The organism is Myxococcus llanfairpwllgwyngyllgogerychwyrndrobwllllantysiliogogogochensis (assembly GCF_006636215.1).
Taxonomy (GTDB): Bacteria; Myxococcota; Myxococcia; order Myxococcales; family Myxococcaceae; genus Myxococcus; species Myxococcus llanfairpwllgwyngyllgogerychwyrndrobwllllantysiliogogogochensis.
In genome coordinates this window covers 1-16,187 of record NZ_VIFM01000042.1, presented here as the reverse complement: position 1 = coordinate 16,187, position 16,187 = coordinate 1, and the positions used below count along the sequence as shown (strand labels likewise).

Genomic DNA, 16,187 nt, shown 5'->3' with positions numbered 1-16,187 from the left:
GGTAGCTTCTCCTCCTGAAGCTGGCGGGGGCGGTGGTCAGAGGTCGAGCCGCCTGAGCCGCAGGGCATTGGTGATGACGGAGACGGACGAGATGCTCATCGCCGCGCTGGCAATCATGGGGCTCAGCAGCAGACCGAAGAACGGGTAGAGGACCCCAGCGGCGATGGGGACGCCGAGCACGTTGTAGATGAACGCGAAGAAGAGGTTCTGGCGGATGTTGTGCACGGTACCGCGGCTGAGGTGCCGGGCGCGGACGATGCCGCGGAGGTCACCCTTCACCAGCGTGACAGCAGCGCTCTCCATCGCGATATCGGTGCCCGTGCCCATCGCGATGCCCACGTTGGCCTGGGCGAGCGCGGGCGCGTCATTTACGCCGTCTCCGGCCATGGCCACCACCTGCCCCTCGGCCTGCAGGCGCTTCACCAACGCGTTCTTTTCCTCGGGGCGCACCTCGGCATGAACTTCGTCAATGCCCAGGCGGTGGGCCACCGCTTCCGCCGTCGTCCGGCTGTCGCCGGTAAGCATCACGAGGCGCAGCCCGTCGGCCCGCAGCTGCTGTACGGCCTCGGCCGTGGTGGCCTTCACCGGGTCGGTCACGCCCAATAGCCCCGCAGGCTTGCCATCCACGGCGACGAACATCACCGTCTGGCCCTCCCGCCGCATGGACTCCGCCTTCTGCACGAGTCGCTCGGCGTCGATGCCGAGCCCCGCGAGGAGCCTGGCATTCCCCAGCGCCACCTGTGCACCGCCCACGTGGCCTGTCACTCCTTGGCCCGTCACGGACTTGAAGCCGGTGGCCTCCGTGAGGACGGCACCGCGCTCCTGTGCGCCCTTCACGATGGCGGACGCGAGCGGGTGCTCGCTCCCGCGCTCGATGCTGCCGGCCACGTGAAGCAGCCGCGCCTCGTCGAAGCCGGGGGCCGGCACCACCGTGGCGAGGCTTGGCCTGCCCTCCGTGAGCGTGCCCGTCTTGTCGACGATGAGAGTGTCCACCTTCGCCAACTCCTCGAGTGCCGACGCGTCTCGGATGAGGACGCCGACCTGCGCGCCGCGACCCATGCCCACCACAATGGAGATGGGCGTGGCCAGGCCCAGGGCGCACGGGCACGCGATGATGAGGACGGCCACCGCGTTGACCAGCGCGTGGGCGAGGCGGGGCTCCGGCCCCCACAGCCCCCAGACGAATGCCGTCAGGACGGCGATTCCCACCACTGCGGGCACGAACCAGCCGGAGACGGTGTCCGCAAGGCGCTGGATAGGGGCCCGGCTGCGCTGGGCTTCGGCCACCCGCTGCACGATTTGTGAGAGGAGGGTGTCGCGGCCGACGCGCTCCGCCCGCATCACGAAGCTGCCCGTGCCATTGACAGTCGAGCCCGTCACCCGGCTATTGGGCGTCTTCTCGGAGGGAATGGGCTCACCCGTCACCATGGACTCGTCCACGGCGCTCTCGCCCTCCAGGACGATGCCATCCACGGGTACCTTCTCTCCAGGGCGGACCCGGAGGCGGTCACCCACGTGGACCCGCTCCAACGGCACGTCCTCTTCGCGCCCGTCCTCGCGCAGCAGTCGTGCCGTCTTCGGAGCCAGCCCGAGGAGCGCCTTCAAGGCTCCCGAGGTGGCATGACGGGCCCGGAGTTCCAGCACTTGGCCCAGCAGCACCAGCGTGGTGATGACCGCTGCGGCTTCGAAGTACACGGGCACGTGGCCCCCGTGGCCGATGAAGGAATGGGGCAGGAGGCCGGGGAAGAGGGTGGCGAAGACGCTGAAGCCGTAGGCCGCGCCCGTTCCCAGTGCAATCAGCGTGAACATGTTGAGGTGCCGGTTGCGTACCGACGCCCAACCCCGCTGAAAGAAGGGGAAGCCGCCCCACAGCACAACGGGCGTCGCCAGGGCGAGCTGCACCCAGGTCATGAGCGGCCCTGGAACGAGGCGCTGCACGGGCTGCCCGGGAATCATCTCGGACATACCCAGCACGAACAGGGGGAGCGAGAGGGCAAGGCTCACCCAGAAACGCCGCCGCATATCGAGGTACTCCGGGTCCGGCGCTTCCTCAAGGGTGACAGTCCGTGGCTCAAGTGCCATGCCGCAAATGGGGCACGTCCCCGGCTCGGGCCGAACAATCTCCGGGTGCATCGGGCAGACGTACTCGGTGCGCGTCTGGACGGCCGGCTGCTCTGGCTCCAAGGCCATTCCACACTTCGGGCAGGCGCCGGGATGGTCCTGCCGCACCTCCGGGTCCATCGGGCAGATGTACGCGGTGCCAGCAGGGGCAGGTGCCGGTGGCGGCTGGGTCTCGGGGGAGAGGTACTTCTGCGGCTCCGCCTTGAACTTCTCGCGGCACTTCGGGTTGCAGAAGAAGTAGGTGTGCCCCTCGTGCACGTGGCTACCGCCCTTCGCGGCATGGGGGTCCACGAACATCCCGCAGACGGGGTCCTTCACTTTGTCCTCCGGCAGGTGCGGAGGGTGGTGCCCGGCGTGGACATCTGGGGGGTGATGCGTCGTCATCGTCGCGCTTCCTTTCACCGGTGCTCACGAAGCACCCCATCCCCTCTTACAGTTCCGGGTGAATCTGGAGGCGGCCCACGGCTGCCCGCCCGCTTCGGAGGGATGCTCTCGATGAGGAGGCCTCCCCATCCCGGTAACAAGCAACCCGGAGGCCAGCCATGCCTGAGAGGTAAGTCCGCAATTCTGCTCAGGCGTATGCTTTCGCGGCGTAGCCGGTGCTGTTACACCCTGATGAGGTCGGTCACACCCGGTTTGCGAACCCCGCGGGCGCGCTGGAACATGAGGGCATGTCCGAACCGCTCCGTTCCCTCATCTCCCGGTGGCGCGAAGACCCGGGCGGAACCTATCGCTCCTGGTTCCTCTGGGAGGAGCGCCTGAAGAACTTCCGCTCCATCCGCCGCGGCCTGGCCACGGTGGTGGAGGAGATCGAGAAGGGCACCTTCGGCAACGTGTACAAGGGCTCGTCCCTGGAGACCGTGGTGGGCTCGGTGTCCGAGCAGCGGCAGATCTTCAAGGGCGCGGACCACGCCTTCCTGTGGAAGCCCAAGCTGCGCATCCCGGACATCTACGAGTCCCCCGAGAACCAGCGCGCCTTCGGTCGCTTCCTGTCCGCGTGTGCCTGCTGCGGTGACGGTGAGGGGCTCGTGGCGGCCATCCGCGCCCTCGATGAGCGGAAAATCAAGGGGCTCGGGCCCGCCGCGGCGAACCTGCTCTACTTCCTGCATCCCACGCTGATGCCGCCGTTCAACACGGCCATCGTGAACGGCTACAACGCGCTCACCGGTGCGAAGGTGAAGCTGGGCAAGTGGGAGGAGTACCTCGCCATGCGCGAGGGCGTCCTCCGGCTCAATGCGACCCACCGCGAGTTGCTCTCCAATGACCTGGGCGCCGTGGGCGGGCTGCTCTTCGACATCGGCAGTGGCCGGTATGCGCCACCGCCCGGGGAGGAGGACGTCGAGGCGCGAGCTGCCTGGGAGGCGGACCTGGCCAAGGTGCGGACCGAGGCAGCGGGGGCACGCAAGGCCCGCGAGGCTGCCGAGGCCGAGGACCTCACCCACACCGAGGTCCAGGGCTGGCTGAGAGACCTGGGCGCCGCACTCGGTTACGACGTGTGGGTGGCCGCCAATGACCGCGGACGCCGCTGCGGCACGGGCCTGCTCGGAGATGGGTGCCTCGCGGAGCTGCCGTCAGTCGTGGCGACGGCACCAGGGGGCGAAGCGGTCCGTCTCATCGACGTGCTCTGGCTGGAGAAGGGACGCGCCGCGGTGGCCGCGGCGTTCGAGGTGGAGCACACGACGTCCATCTACTCCGGCATCGTGCGGCTGCTAGACTTGGCGCTGGGGGCCCCGGGCTCCGCCACGAGGGGCCTGTTCCTCGTCGCGCCAGACCGCCGCGAGGAGGATGTCTGGCAGCAGCTCGCGCGCCCTGCCTTCCGCCGAGTCGCGGACCTCGACGTGCGCTATCTTCCCTACGGTGAGCTGGAGCGCCACCGCGAGGCGATGGGCCGCTTCGGGCAGGGGCTCAAGGCCGTGCAGGCGGTGGCTCGCCGCCTCCATCCGTGAGCGTGCCTCTCAGGAACACTACATTCCAGACCGAGACAGCACGCTGTCGTCAGCGCTGCTACTGACCGGGCGAGGCCGGTTGGCCCTGCTGCTGGGTGCCGCTTCCGCTCATGCAGCGCTGCATCCCCTGCGCCATGCGCTGAACTTCCTCGACTTGGCCGGCGTTCTTTGCGGTGAGCCGCAGAATGGCCCCTGTCGGCGTCTGCTCCACCTTCACGTCCGCCCTTCCGCGCATCGAGCAGTTCATTCCCGCGCCGCCCATGCCCTGGCCCATCATGCCGCCACCCATCATTCCGCCGCCCATCATTTCGCAGGGACAGCCGGATTGCTGCTGCGCGGATGCGTCCGTCTTCGGCGCCTGACTGGTGCCTTGGGCTCCAGCGAGCGGTCCGAAGAGCATTCCTGTGGTGATGAGCAGGCCGTACCCAAAATTCCTCATGGCATTTCCTCCCTGACACGAGCTTCCCCAAAGAAAAGCTGCTGCCGGAGCTGGAGGATGGCTTGGCCGAGCCAAAGTGGGATGGCGGTGTAAGCGGTGGCTTGCCGCCTACAACCCTGAGCACGCCCGGCTCTCCTATGGCTGACTGCCGTACCACGCCTTACGCCACTCAATCAGCTGGCCGACCTCCTCCGCCTGCGCGTCGATGATTCTCCGGGACATGGCGCGGATCTCCGCGATGCTGCTCCGCTGGAGCGCGACAGTCGCCATCTGAATGGCGCCCGCGTGGTGAGGCATCATCGAGTCGATGAACGCCTTGTCGACGTCCGGCTTCTGCGCAAGCTCGTCGGGCATCAGCATGCCGCTGTTCTGCATCTCGGACTCGCTCATCATGGTCGGCACGTCCGAGGAGCCGAAATGGGCCTGCTTGAGGGCCTTCAGTTCGTCAATCTCCTGCCGCTGATCCTGGATCATCTTCGTCGCCAGTGCCCGAAGCTCCTGGCGCGTCCCGCGCTGCTCCTCGACCATGGCCATCTCGGTGGCCATCTGGCGGTGCGCGGCCATCATGTCGATGAACCGCTCGTCGGAGTAGTTGCCGTCCACGACGAGCTGTTCGGGGGCGACGTCATCGCCCATGGACATGCCATGGGAGCTCGACTCGTCGTCTCCGCAGCCTGCCACCACCAGGAGCAATACGACCGTCAGTGCGCGGCACAGCATAGGGGAACTCATATGTTCGCAACCTCCACGCTCGACGCCCTGTACGCCTCGCCGAGCCGAGGCACTAGGAACGCTCGCAGGACCAGAAACTGAGCACGGAGCAGTTCCTTGTCAGCTGTGCGCGGCGAGGTTACAGGCTTGGCCCGCGAGGCTTACTTGTGCGGTTTGGCGAGCCACCGCGCACTGCGACTTCAGGCCAGGGCTGCTGTTGGAAGAAATCAGTTCTTGCGGAAGACGAGACCGTTGGGCTTGGTGCCCACAGTGAGCGTCTTCCGAATGGTACGGGTGGCAACCTCCACGACGCTCAGCGTCCCCGCTGCCTGGTTGGTGACGAAGGCGGTGGCACCGTCGGCGGAGAAGGTGATGCCATGAGCGCCGGCACCTGTGGCGAGTTCCCCCTGGCGCGTCGTGGTTCCCGCCGCGAAGAAGATGAGCTTGCCATTGTCAGTGTCCGTCACCCAGAGGTCGCCGTTGGGGGCCGTGGCGGCCATGGCCGGCGTGAAGCCCAATCCGTAGGTGCGCGCGACCTCCAGCGTCCCGGAGTTGATAGCGGTCAGGCTCTTCCCGTCCTCGTTGTCCACGTACATGAGGCCGTCGTTCCCCGGCCAGGCCCCCACGGGGTTGGCACCGACGGGCACTGTCTTCTCCACCGCTTTGGTCACAACGTTGATGACAGTGACGCTGTTGGAGTCACCGTTGGCAACGAAGGCATATCGGCCATCCTGTGAGAACGTCACCTCCGCGGGCATGTCCCCCACGGTGACCGTCTGCCTTGGTTCCAGCGTCCGGCTGTCGAGTACGAGGACCGTGCCCGGCTCCGACATCAACGCCGTCCAGACTTCGGTGCCATCTGGCGAGAAGGCGCCGTTGTGGGGCATCGCGTCGAACTGCCGTATGGCCCGGGTCTCGCCCGTCTTCGCGTCCAGGAGGAAGACTTTGCCCGGCATGGTGTGGCCCGCGTGGCCGCCGCCGTGCCCTCCACTCAGGTCCATGCCAGGGACGGCCACCACGAGCGAGGTTCCATCCGGGCTCAGGTTGACGTGGTGCGGATAACTCACATCTTCCAGTTGGAGGGTGCTCGCCACCTCCAACCGCTCCACGTCGATGACGCTGAGAGAGTGGCTCCCGCCATTCACAACGAACACGACGTCCTTCTCGGCGGAGGGGAAGGTGTCCGAGTCGTCGTCACAGCCGATTATGGTCAGTAACGTCAGGGAAGGGAGTGCCCACAGCGACCGCTTGAGGGGTTCCATCAGTCGAGCCTTTCGGAATGTCCGCGTGAAGAGTCAGACCAGGGGGGACCTAATAGACGTGCTTGTGTGTTTGTGCAGCTCGGTTGCATTTAATTTCTGCTGTGGCGTTGCTGGAGGCGAAGCGTTCCTTGGCGTGCGTGAGCTGGACGTTCAATCTGGCTCCTTGAAGTCATCGGAACGCAGTCCATAGCGCTTGAGGAGTCGATGGAGGCTCTCGCGCTCCATGCCCGCCCGTTCCGCGGCTCGAGTCACGTTGCCCCCGAACTCCCTCAGCAGGGCGATGAGATAGTCCCGGGACGCGTGGTCCCGCGCCAAGTCCACCGCCTCACGGAAGGGCAGCTTTACCAGCTGGCCCGCGGGCAGTGCCCCCTGGGGCGCCCCCGCGACTTCCGGTGGAAGGTCGCCCTGGCCCACGCGGGAGCCCGTGGCGATGGCAACCGCGCGTTCGATGGCATTCTCCAACTGGCGCACGTTGCCGGGCCAGCTGTACCCGGTCAGCGCGCGTAGCGCGTCCGGCTCCAAGCCGTCCACCGACTGGTGGTAGGTCTTCGCCGCCTTCTGCACAAAGTGTATCGCCAGCAACGGGATGTCCTCGCGCCGCTCGCGCAGGGGCGGCAGATGTACTGGGAAGACGTTGAGCCGGTAGTACAGGTCCTCGCGGAATCGGCCTGCGGCGGCGTCGGCCTTGAGGTCGCGGTGGGTGGCGGTGATGACGCGTGCGTCGATGCGGCGTGTCACCGAGTCACCGACACGTCGGACCTCTTTATCCTGGAGAGTTCGGTTGAGCTTCACTTGGACTGCCAGGGGCAGCTCGCCAATCTCGTCCAGGAAAATGGTCCCCCCCGACGCGGATTCGAAAAGGCCGGGCTTGGTCTCCACCGCGCCGGTGAATGCCCCCCGGGCGTGACCGAACAGCTCGCTCTCGATGAGCTCCGAGGGCAGCGCGCCGCAGTTGACGGCGACGAAGGGCCGGTCTTTCCGCGGGCCGTGGTGGTGGATGGCCCGGGCCACCAACTCCTTGCCCGTTCCCGTCTCTCCGGTGATGAGCACCGTGATGTCCAACTCGGCGGCGCGCTCCAGCAGGCCGTAGAGCGTGCGCATGGGTGGGCTCCTGCCAATGATGTTCTGGAAGCTGTAGATGCCCTCCAATTCGCGCCGCAATGTGGCCGCCTGCTCCTTGAGCCGCTTGCGCTCAAGAGCGCGAGCCACGACCAGGGATGCCTCGTCCGGGTCGAAGGGCTTCGGCAGGTAGTCGTAGGCCCCCTCCTTGATGGCCTCCACTGCCTTGGGGACGGAGGCATACGCCGTCATCATGATGACCTCGGTGGCCGGCGAGTGCTGCTTGACGGCCTTGAGCACCTCGAAGCCGTCTGCCCCCGGCATGCGGATGTCCGTCACGACGAGGTCGAACTCCTGGGTCTGGATGAGGGTGAGCGCACGGCCGCCGTCTTCAGCCGTCCTCACCTGGTAGGCGTCACCCAGAATCCGGGTGAAGAGGTGCCGCATGTTCTCTTTGTCGTCGACGATGAGAACGCTCGGTCTGTTCGTCACGGCGTACTCCGGGGGAGATGCAAGGTGAACTCCGCGCCATGTCCGGGGAGATTGCGTGGCTGGATGTGGCCTCCATGGGCCTGGGCGATGGCCTGTGACACGGCCAGCCCCAGCCCGGTGCCTTGAGGCTTGGTTGTGAAGAAGGGCTCGAAGAGCCGCTCGTGCGCTTCGGGAGCAAGGCCTGGTCCGGTGTCGCGGACCGTGAGCGCCACCTCACCTTCGCGCGCGTGAATGGCCACCATCACCTGTCCCGAAGGCCCCGCGGCCTCCACGGCGTTCTTGAGCAGGTTGGTGACCACCTGGCGAAGCCGCTGCGGGTGCCCGGCCACCCGGGCTTCGCCTTCCACCGTCAAGGAGACGTCGGAGAGTTGGGCGGACTCTCGCAGCCGGGAGACGACCTCCTCCACCAGCTCTCGCAGCTCCAGCGTTTCACCCGGAATCTGGAGCGGTCGCGACAGGTCGAGCAGCCCCTCCACGATGTCACGGCAGCGCAGCGTCTCCTCTTCGATGATGCGCAGGTCATCGGCCAGCGCGCCTTCCGCCTTGCGCTGAAGCAGGCGCACGTAGCCCAGGATGACACCCAGGGGGTTGTTGATTTCATGCGCCACGCCCGCTGCCAAGCGGCCAATGCCCGCCAACCGCTCGCTCTGCACCAGACGCTCCTGGTGCTCACGAAGCGCGGCGGTCATCCGGTTGAATTGCTGTGCCAATCTTCCGAACTCGTCCGGGCGGTTCAGCGCGATGCGGGTGGTGAGGTCGCCCGCAGCGATACGGGCTGCACCGGCCTCCAATAGGGAGACAGGACGGGCTACCGAACGGCCGATATAGAGGCCCACACCCGCTGCGAGGAGGGCCGCGGCGGCCAGGATTACGACGGTCCATCGGAAGCTGCCATGCTGGACTGTGCTCGCGTGCTCCTCATAATTCCCAATGGCGCGCTCGTAGTGCGAAGCCAGGGTGTCCGCGCTCTCCTGGATGACGCCGACCAGCTCCAGTGCCCGGGAGTGCTCGCGGACCGCTGTGGTGCGGTCCCCTTTCAGAACGGCCGGGACGAGTGCCTCCCGGAAGAGCAAGTCCAGTTCCGCCGTGGTGCGGCGCATCGTGTCCACCTGGGCTCGCTCCTCGGGGGTAATTGCCTGCGCCTGGACCTGCTCAAGGAGCGCCAGCGCGCGGCGGTGGGCGCCGTCGTAGAGCGGCAGGTGGCTGGCATTGCCGAGGATGAGGGTATGGGCCAGGTGCGCGTAGAGGTCTCGCACCGCGGTCGCGAGCGACAACGTGGTGCGCACAGCGGTCTCCTGCCTCCGCACGCTGTGCAGGGCTTCGTGGATCTCCGCCATGCCTTCGAGCGCGGCATAGGCCGCCGCGCCGAAGGCCAGGACGAGGAGCGAGAAGGCGTATAGGAGCCTGCGGGCGGTTCCGGACACAGCGTCCCCCCAGCGAACGAAGGTGGCAGTTTAGCAATGCGCAGGCCAACACCCTGCCCGCAGCAAGTGCCTGAATTCGTTCCTGACACAGGCTCCGGTCTTGTGGGCAGGGATGTGTGAAGCGTGACCAAGAGCGTCACACTGTGACGGCGACAGTGTCAGGCGGGGATGGCAGCGGCGCCAGCGACTTCGGCCTCGGGGGTTGCCGGCCCCGGCACCACCTCGCGGCGCTTCCAGAGGAAGTAGACAGCCGGGTAGACGAGCAGCTCCAGCAGGAAGCTGGTGACGAGGCCGCCCACCATGGGCGCTGCGATGCGCTTCATCACGTCCGCGCCCGTGCCAGTGGACCACATGATGGGCAGCAGGCCGAGCATCGCCGCCATGACCGTCATCGCCTTGGGCCGCACGCGCTTCACGGCCCCGTGAATGATGGCCTCCACCAGGTCGCCCTCAGTGCGCAGCAGGCCCCGCTTCTTCGCCTCGTCATGTGAGAGGTCGAGGAAGAGGAGCATGAAGGCGCCGGTCTCCGCGTCCAGTCCCATCAGGGCAATCATGCCCACCCACACCGCGATGGAGACGTTGTAGTCGAGCGCCCAGAGCAGCCACACCGCGCCGATGGCCGAGAAGGGCACCGCCAGCATCACCAGGCCCGCCTTGAAGGCTGACTTCGTGTTCATGTACAGCAGCCCGAAGATGAGCACGAGCGTGAGCGGGATGACGAGCTGAAGCCGCTCCCGGACGCGCAGCATGTTCTCGTACTGCCCGCTCCAGGTCATGGAGTAGCCGGCGGGCACCTTCACGCCCGCAGCCACCGCTTCCTTGGCGCGCTCCACGAAGCCGCCCACGTCGTACTTCGAGGTGTCGAAGTCCACGTAGACGTAGCCAGTGAGCATCCCGTTCTCGTTACGAATCATCGAGGGGCCGTGAGCGAGCACCACGTCCGCGATGGCCTCCATGGGAATCTGGCCCTGGCCGCCGGGAAGGGGCAGCAGCACGCGCTTGAGCGCCTGGAGGTCCTCGCGGTAGTCGCGGGCATAGCGCACGTTGATGCCGTAGCGCTCGCGACCTTCCACCGTGGTGGACTGGTTGTCACCGCCCACCGCGGTCATCACCATCATGTTTGCGTCGTCCACGCTCAGGCCGTAGCGGGCGAGTTCGTCGCGCTTGAGGACGAAGTCCAGGAAGTAGCCGCCCGCCACGCGCTCGGCGAATGCGCTGCGGGTGCCCTCCACCCGGGCCACCGCAGCCTCCGTCTCGCGAGCAATCCGCTCCACGGTGGCCAGGTCCGCGCCCATGATTTTGATGCCCACGGGGGTGCGGATGCCGGTGGTCAGCATGTCCAGCCGGCCCTTGATGGGCATGGTCCACGCGTTGGAGATGCCCGGTAGTTGGAGCGCGGCGTTCATCTCCGACTCCAACTGCGCCTGGGTGATGCGGTCACGCCAGAAGGGACGCAGGACGCTCTTCAGCCACTCGGGAGCCCAAGTGCTGTACCAGCGTGGCACCTCGCGCCACTCGGACTCCGGGCGCAGCAGCACCGTGGTCTCCATCATGGTGAAGGGCGCGGGGTCGGTGGAGGTGTTGGCGCGGCCAGCCTTACCGAAGACGCGCTCGACCTCGGGGAAGCGCATGAGCAGCTTGTCCTGGACTTGCAGCACGCGCTGCGCCTCGGCGACGGACATGCCGGGCTCCACCGCCGAAGGCATGTAGAGGATGGTGCCCTCGTTGAGCGGCGGCATGAACTCGCTGCCCAGGTGCAGGTACACGGGGATGGTGGTGGCGACCAGCAGCACGCTCACGGCGATGGTGGCCTTGGCGTGGCGCACCACGAAGCGGCAGGGGCCCTCGTAGAGCCGGTGCATCAGCCGGCTGATGGGGTGCCGCTCCTCGGAGTAGTACTTGCCCACCAGGGCCGTGGTGGCCACCGACGCCAGGAGCCTCGGGCGGAAGCGGAAGGGCTCCACGCGGGCGAAGAGCATCCGCATCGCGGGGTCGAGCGTAATCGCCAGCAGCGCGGCGATGGCCATGGCCAGGTTCTTCGAGTACGCCAGCGGGCGGAAGAGGCGGCCCTCCTGGTCCACCAGCGTGAAGATGGGCATGAAGGCCACGGCGATGACGAGCAGGCTGAAGAAGACGCCCGGCCCCACCTCCATCAGCGCTTCCAGGCGCACCTGGTGAAAGTCGCCCTTTTTCCCGTCCTTAATCCAGTGGTGGATTTTGTTGTACGCGTTCTCCACCTCGACGATGGCGCCGTCCACGAGCACGCCGATGGAGATGGCGATGCCGGCCAGCGACATGAGGTTGGCGTTCTGCCCCATCGCGTACATGGGGATGAACGCCAGCGCTACCGACACGGGAATCGTGACGATGGGTACGAGGGCCGAAGGCGCGTGCCACAGGAAGATGAGGATGATGATGGAGACGATGATGATCTCCTCCACCATCTTGTGCGTCACCGTGTCGATGGCGCGCTCGATGAGGTCCGAGCGGTCATAGGTGGTGACGACCTCCACGCCCTCGGGCAGCGAAGGCTTGAGCTCCTCGAGCTTCGCCTTGATGCGCTCGATGACGTTGAGGGCGTTCTCTCCCTGGCGCATCACCACGATGCCGCCCACCGCATCCCCCTCACCGTCCAGGTCGGCCACGCCACGGCGCAGTTCGGGGCCCAACGCCACGCTGGCCACGTCCTTGATGGTGACGGTGGTGCCGCCCTGGGCCTTGAGGACGAGCTTCTCGATGTCCTCCACGTTCTTCACATAGCCACGGCCCCGGACCATGTACTCGCGCCCGGCCACCTCCACGAGCCGTCCACCCACGTCGTTGTTGCCCTGACGGACGGCGCGCACCACCGCGTCTAGCGACAGCCCGTAACTGGCAAGGGTGTTGGGGTTGACCGTCACCTGGTACTGGCGCACCTGGCCGCCCACGGTGGCCACCTCGGAGACGCCGGGTACGCTTTGAATCTGATACCGGAGGAACCAGTCCTGGTAGGAGCGCAGCTCGTCCAGCCGGTGCTTGCCGCTCTTGTCCACGAGCGCGTACTGGAACACCCAGCCCACGCTGGTGGCGTCCGGGCCCAGCTCCACCTTCACGTCCTGCGGAAGCTGCGGCGTTATCTTCGACAGGTACTCAAGCACCCGCGTGCGTGCCCAGTACATGTCCGTGCCGTCCTCGAAGATGACGTACACGTAGCTGAAGCCGAAGTCGCTGAAGCCGCGCACCGCCTTCACCTTGGGGGCGCCCAGCAGCGCGGTGGTGATGGGGTAGGTGACTTGGTCCTCGATGATGTCGGGGCTGCGGTCCCACCGGCCGTAGACGATGACCTGGGTGTCGGACAGGTCGGGCAGCGCGTCCAGCGGCATGTTCCGCATGGTCCACCAAGCGCCGATGAGCGCCACCACGGTGGCTGCGATGACCAGGTACTTGTTCTCCGCCGAGAAGCGGATGATGGCGCGAATCATGGCTCAGTGACCTTCGTGGCCGGAGGGGGCCGGGGGAGCATTCGCCGGAGGCGAGGAGGGGGGTGGCTCTGCCGTGGCGCTGCCGGATGAAGAGGAGGCCAGCACGGCCAGCGACGCGCGCAGGCGCGACTCGGAGTCGACGAGGAAGTTGGCGCCGGTGACGACCTGGTCGCCGGCCTTCAGGCCCGACGTCACCTCCACGCTCTTTCCATCCGACTCGCCCAGGCGGACCTCGCGGGGCTGAAAGCGCCCGTCGCCGAGCGCCAGGAAGACGACCTGGGTGGTGCCGGTGGGAACGACGGCGTCGGACGGAATCTTCAGCGCGTCCCGCGTCATGCCGCGGAGCACCACTTCACCGAACATCTCGGGGCGCAGGTCGCCGTCAGGGTTGGGGAACTCCAGGCGCACCTTGACGGTGCGCGTGGCCGGCTCCAGCACAGGGTCCAGGAAGGCCACCTTCCCGGCGAATACCCGGTTGGGGAAGGCCTTGAGCTGGAGATTGGCGGGCATGCCCACCTTCACGTGGCGCAGCTCGCTCTCGTACACGTCCGCGAGGACCCACACGCGCGACAGGTCGACGACCTCATAGGGCGTGGCACCCATCTCCAGGCGCGCTCCCTCCACGACATCCTTCTTGGTGATGACGCCCGAGATGGGCGACACCAGGGTGAGGGTGCGGGTGGCCTCGCCCGCGCGGGCGAGCCGCTCCAGGGCGGCCGGCGGCACGTCCCACAGCAGCAGCTTGCGTCGGGCCGCCGCGACCAGCGTGTCGCCGTCCGTGGCCATTCCCTCGGCTTCGCCCAGGGCCTGGCGGGTGCGCAGGGCCAGCAGGTACTCCTCCTGCGCGGCGAGCAACTCGGGACTGTAGAGGGAGAGGAGCGGCTCACCCTGGCGCACGGGCTTGCCGGTGAAGTCCGCGTGCACGCGCTCGACGAAGCCGGCGACCTTCATGTTGACGCGGCGCACGCGGGTTTCGTCCACGGCCACGCGGCCGTTGGTCCGCCAGGTGCCCCCGACCTTGCCCTCCGTCACCGGAGCGGTGCGCAGGCCAATGAGCTGCTGGCGCGAGGCGTCGATGGTGACGGGGGCCAGCCCCTGCACCATTGCGGCTCCCTCGCCTCCGGGAGCAGCCGGCGAAAGCGCCACCAGATCCATGCCGCAGATGGGGCACTTGCCCGGGTGGTCCTGCACGATGCTCGGGTGCATCGGGCACTGGTAGCGAGTGGCGGCTGGCTCGGAGGCGGATGGGGTGGAGCTGGCCGAGGGAGCCGGCGCGAGGGCTTCATGCGCCTCATCCTGGTAGGACAGCAGGTGCACGGCGCCTCCGCCCAGGACGGCGCTGGCCAGCGCCGCGGCGGCGAGCGCGGCGGCTCCGAAGCGGCGGCGCGCGGGGGACGGCGAAGGGTTCTCAAGAGACATGGGTTCTCCAGAACTACATTCCGGACATGGAAGACGAGGAGGCGGCGGCGGGAGCGGCGCCGGCAGTGCCACCAGACGAGGCGGCGGGGGCGGGGCCCGACGGGGTGCTGCCCGCTCCGGGCATGCCGCCCGAGCCGAGGCCGCCCGCAGCGATGGAGCCGACGGGCTCCAGGCTCACCTCGGCCTGGGCGATGGCGAGGCGCTGCGCATCCACGAGCGTCCGCAGGTACTCCTCCTCGTCGCGGATGATGCCGGTGTTGGCCTCCAGCACCGAGGCGAACGAGGCGCGTCCGACGCGGTACTGCGTCAGGGTGCTCTCGGCGGTCGCTGACGACTGCATCAAGATGCCACTGCGGAAGAGGGTCACCGTGTCGCGCAGCGCGGCCAGGGCGGTAAGGCGCTCCAGCACCCGCAGCCGCAGCACCTGCTCCACTGCCTCCGTGGCCTGAGTGGTGGCCTCGGCATTGGCGCGGCTCTCCGCTACCGCGCGGTTTTGCTTCCTCCCGGAGAAGATGGGCAGGGTGACGCCGACATTGGCCTGCCACATGGGTGGGAAGTCGCCGCCACGGGGCATGACTCCCGCGCTCACGGTGAAGTCGGGCAGGCGCTCACGTCGCGCCAGCGCCACCTGCTGGCTGGCCTGCTCCACCGTTGCGCGCGCCTGGGCTAGCTCGGGGCTGCGGGCGAGCGCGTCCTTCGTCGCTGATTCGGCGTCACCGAACTCCGGCACCCCCAGGTCGCGCACGCGCAGAGTGGTGGGCAGGGGCGCATCAAGAGGCCGGCCACTCAGCCGGTTCAGGGTCTGCACCCGGGTGCGCTCGTCGGCGTTCAGTGCCACCCGGCGCTGACGCAGCCGGTTGAGTTCGAGTTGGGAGCGCAGCAGGTCGGATTGGGCGCCCTTACCGGTTTCGTAGCGGATGCGGACTGTCTCGGCGGATTGCTTCCAGAGCGCCTCAAGCCGGTCCAACAGCCTGAGCCGCTCGCGCGTCAGCACCAGGTCGAGGTAGCCACGGCGCACCTCAGCCTCGATAGACAGCCGCGCTCGCAGGACTTGCGTTGACGCGGCCTTGGCCCCCAGGCGTGCGACCTCGGTACGCAGCGAACGCTTGCCAGGGAAGGGCACGGCCTGTGAGGCCATGATGCTGTAGTAGCTGCCCTCCATCTCGCCGATCATCAGCTCGCCAAAGCCGTCGTTCTGGATGCCCAGTTGCAGGACCGGGTCCGGAAGGGCACCCGCCTGGGGAACGCGCTCCTGTGCCGCCTGGACCTGTGCCTTGGCCTGACGCAGCTCAGGGCGCGCCTCAAGGGCTTCCGTGAGGAGCTGCGCAAGCGTTGGGTCAGTCAACAGCGCCGGCATGGAGGTGGCCTGCATGGCTGGCGCGCGGGCGTCCTCCTGGGCCAGCGCCGCCACCGGAGAGAGCAGCGCCAGCATGAGAGCCACGTGCCTCATCGAGCCGCATCGCCACACAGGGGAGAGGGCTGGCTGGGACATGTCGAGAGTTGATTGCACGATAGAGAGGGCTGCAGGGCCTGTGCCATGGGTAGGCCCTCGTGGGTGAGACGGAGCGCCAGGGGAGATTCGCGCGCGGGCCCGAGGAAGTCGGAGCCCGTGGAGTCACGGTGTAACTCCGGGAATCACACCGCGAGCTGCGTGCTGAACCGGCGCGGGGACGCTGTCTGGAGACCATGTTCTCCCGGCGCAACGTCGTCCCGGAACGGCTGGATGCCTAGCACTACTGCATCAGGGGTAGGCCGAAGAGGGAATGGGCGACGGAGGGCTGGGCGGGCAGGCCCTCATTGCATTGGCCGCCATCGGCCCCACTCATGAATGGGGTATGGACTCCTTCATGAAC

10 protein-coding genes are annotated in these 16,187 nt (G+C 67.4%); 1 reads left to right on the top strand and 9 read right to left on the bottom strand.

The features are described 5' to 3' along the window. Positions 1-36: 36 nt before the first annotated feature. A complete protein-coding gene (locus FJV41_RS13205; RefSeq protein WP_141642820.1) occupies positions 37-2,505 on the bottom strand; it encodes a heavy metal translocating P-type ATPase in 2,469 nt (822 codons plus the stop codon). 287 nt (positions 2,506-2,792) lie between these two features. On the opposite strand from FJV41_RS13205, the gene FJV41_RS13200 reads away from it, so the two are divergent. Beyond that, entirely contained in the window at positions 2,793-4,067 is a 1,275-nt protein-coding gene (locus tag FJV41_RS13200) for a type II restriction enzyme NmeDI-related protein (RefSeq protein WP_141642819.1), read from the top strand. 58 nt (positions 4,068-4,125) lie between these two features. Here the strand turns inward: FJV41_RS13200 and FJV41_RS53615 are convergent, their stop codons facing one another. From FJV41_RS53615 to FJV41_RS13160, 8 genes are all read right to left on the bottom strand, one after another. Further along, positions 4,126-4,506, bottom strand: coding sequence for a hypothetical protein (locus tag FJV41_RS53615; protein ID WP_141642818.1), 381 nt, complete (start codon positions 4,504-4,506; stop codon positions 4,126-4,128). A 135-nt stretch (positions 4,507-4,641) separates the two neighbouring features. Next, complete coding sequence (locus FJV41_RS13190; RefSeq protein WP_246137181.1) at positions 4,642-5,238, bottom strand: DUF305 domain-containing protein; 597 nt, start codon at positions 5,236-5,238, stop codon at positions 4,642-4,644. A 206-nt stretch (positions 5,239-5,444) separates the two neighbouring features. Next, positions 5,445-6,371, bottom strand: coding sequence for a YncE family protein (locus FJV41_RS13185; RefSeq protein WP_246137180.1), 927 nt, complete (start codon positions 6,369-6,371; stop codon positions 5,445-5,447). A gap of 258 nt (positions 6,372-6,629) precedes the next feature. Then, positions 6,630-8,030 carry a sigma-54-dependent transcriptional regulator gene (locus FJV41_RS13180; protein ID WP_141642816.1) on the bottom strand — a complete coding sequence of 467 codons (1,401 nt, stop codon included), beginning with the start codon at positions 8,028-8,030 and terminating at the stop codon, positions 6,630-6,632. Continuing rightward, the gene (locus tag FJV41_RS13175; protein ID WP_141642815.1) at positions 8,027-9,454 is read right to left on the bottom strand and encodes a sensor histidine kinase; all 1,428 of its coding nucleotides are present in this window, start codon (positions 9,452-9,454) and stop codon (positions 8,027-8,029) included. Before FJV41_RS13175 ends, FJV41_RS13180 begins: the two co-directional genes overlap by 4 nt. A gap of 158 nt (positions 9,455-9,612) precedes the next feature. Beyond that, on the bottom strand, positions 9,613-12,915 hold the full coding sequence (locus tag FJV41_RS13170) for an efflux RND transporter permease subunit (RefSeq protein WP_141642814.1): 3,303 nt from the start codon (positions 12,913-12,915) through the stop codon (positions 9,613-9,615). A gap of 3 nt (positions 12,916-12,918) precedes the next feature. Further along, the gene (locus FJV41_RS13165) at positions 12,919-14,334 is read right to left on the bottom strand and encodes an efflux RND transporter periplasmic adaptor subunit (RefSeq protein ID WP_141642813.1); all 1,416 of its coding nucleotides are present in this window, start codon (positions 14,332-14,334) and stop codon (positions 12,919-12,921) included. A gap of 13 nt (positions 14,335-14,347) precedes the next feature. Further along, complete coding sequence (locus tag FJV41_RS13160) at positions 14,348-15,766, bottom strand: TolC family protein (protein ID WP_246137185.1); 1,419 nt, start codon at positions 15,764-15,766, stop codon at positions 14,348-14,350. Positions 15,767-16,187: the final 421 nt, after the last annotated feature.

What these genes read in the sequence shown, in the direction of transcription:
- FJV41_RS13170 (WP_141642814.1), bottom strand. Translation starts at nt 12,915, where the DNA reads ATGATTCGCGCCATCATCCGCTTCTCGGCGGAGAACAAGTACCTGGTC.
- FJV41_RS13205 (WP_141642820.1), bottom strand. Translation starts at nt 2,505, where the DNA reads ATGACGACGCATCACCCCCCAGATGTCCACGCCGGGCACCACCCTCCG.
- FJV41_RS13160 (WP_246137185.1), bottom strand. Translation starts at nt 15,766, where the DNA reads ATGCTGGCGCTGCTCTCTCCGGTGGCGGCGCTGGCCCAGGAGGACGCC.
- FJV41_RS53615 (WP_141642818.1), bottom strand. Translation starts at nt 4,506, where the DNA reads ATGAGGAATTTTGGGTACGGCCTGCTCATCACCACAGGAATGCTCTTC.
- FJV41_RS13165 (WP_141642813.1), bottom strand. Translation starts at nt 14,334, where the DNA reads ATGTCTCTTGAGAACCCTTCGCCGTCCCCCGCGCGCCGCCGCTTCGGA.
- FJV41_RS13190 (WP_246137181.1), bottom strand. Translation starts at nt 5,238, where the DNA reads ATGAGTTCCCCTATGCTGTGCCGCGCACTGACGGTCGTATTGCTCCTG.
- FJV41_RS13200 (WP_141642819.1), top strand. Translation starts at nt 2,793, where the DNA reads ATGTCCGAACCGCTCCGTTCCCTCATCTCCCGGTGGCGCGAAGACCCG.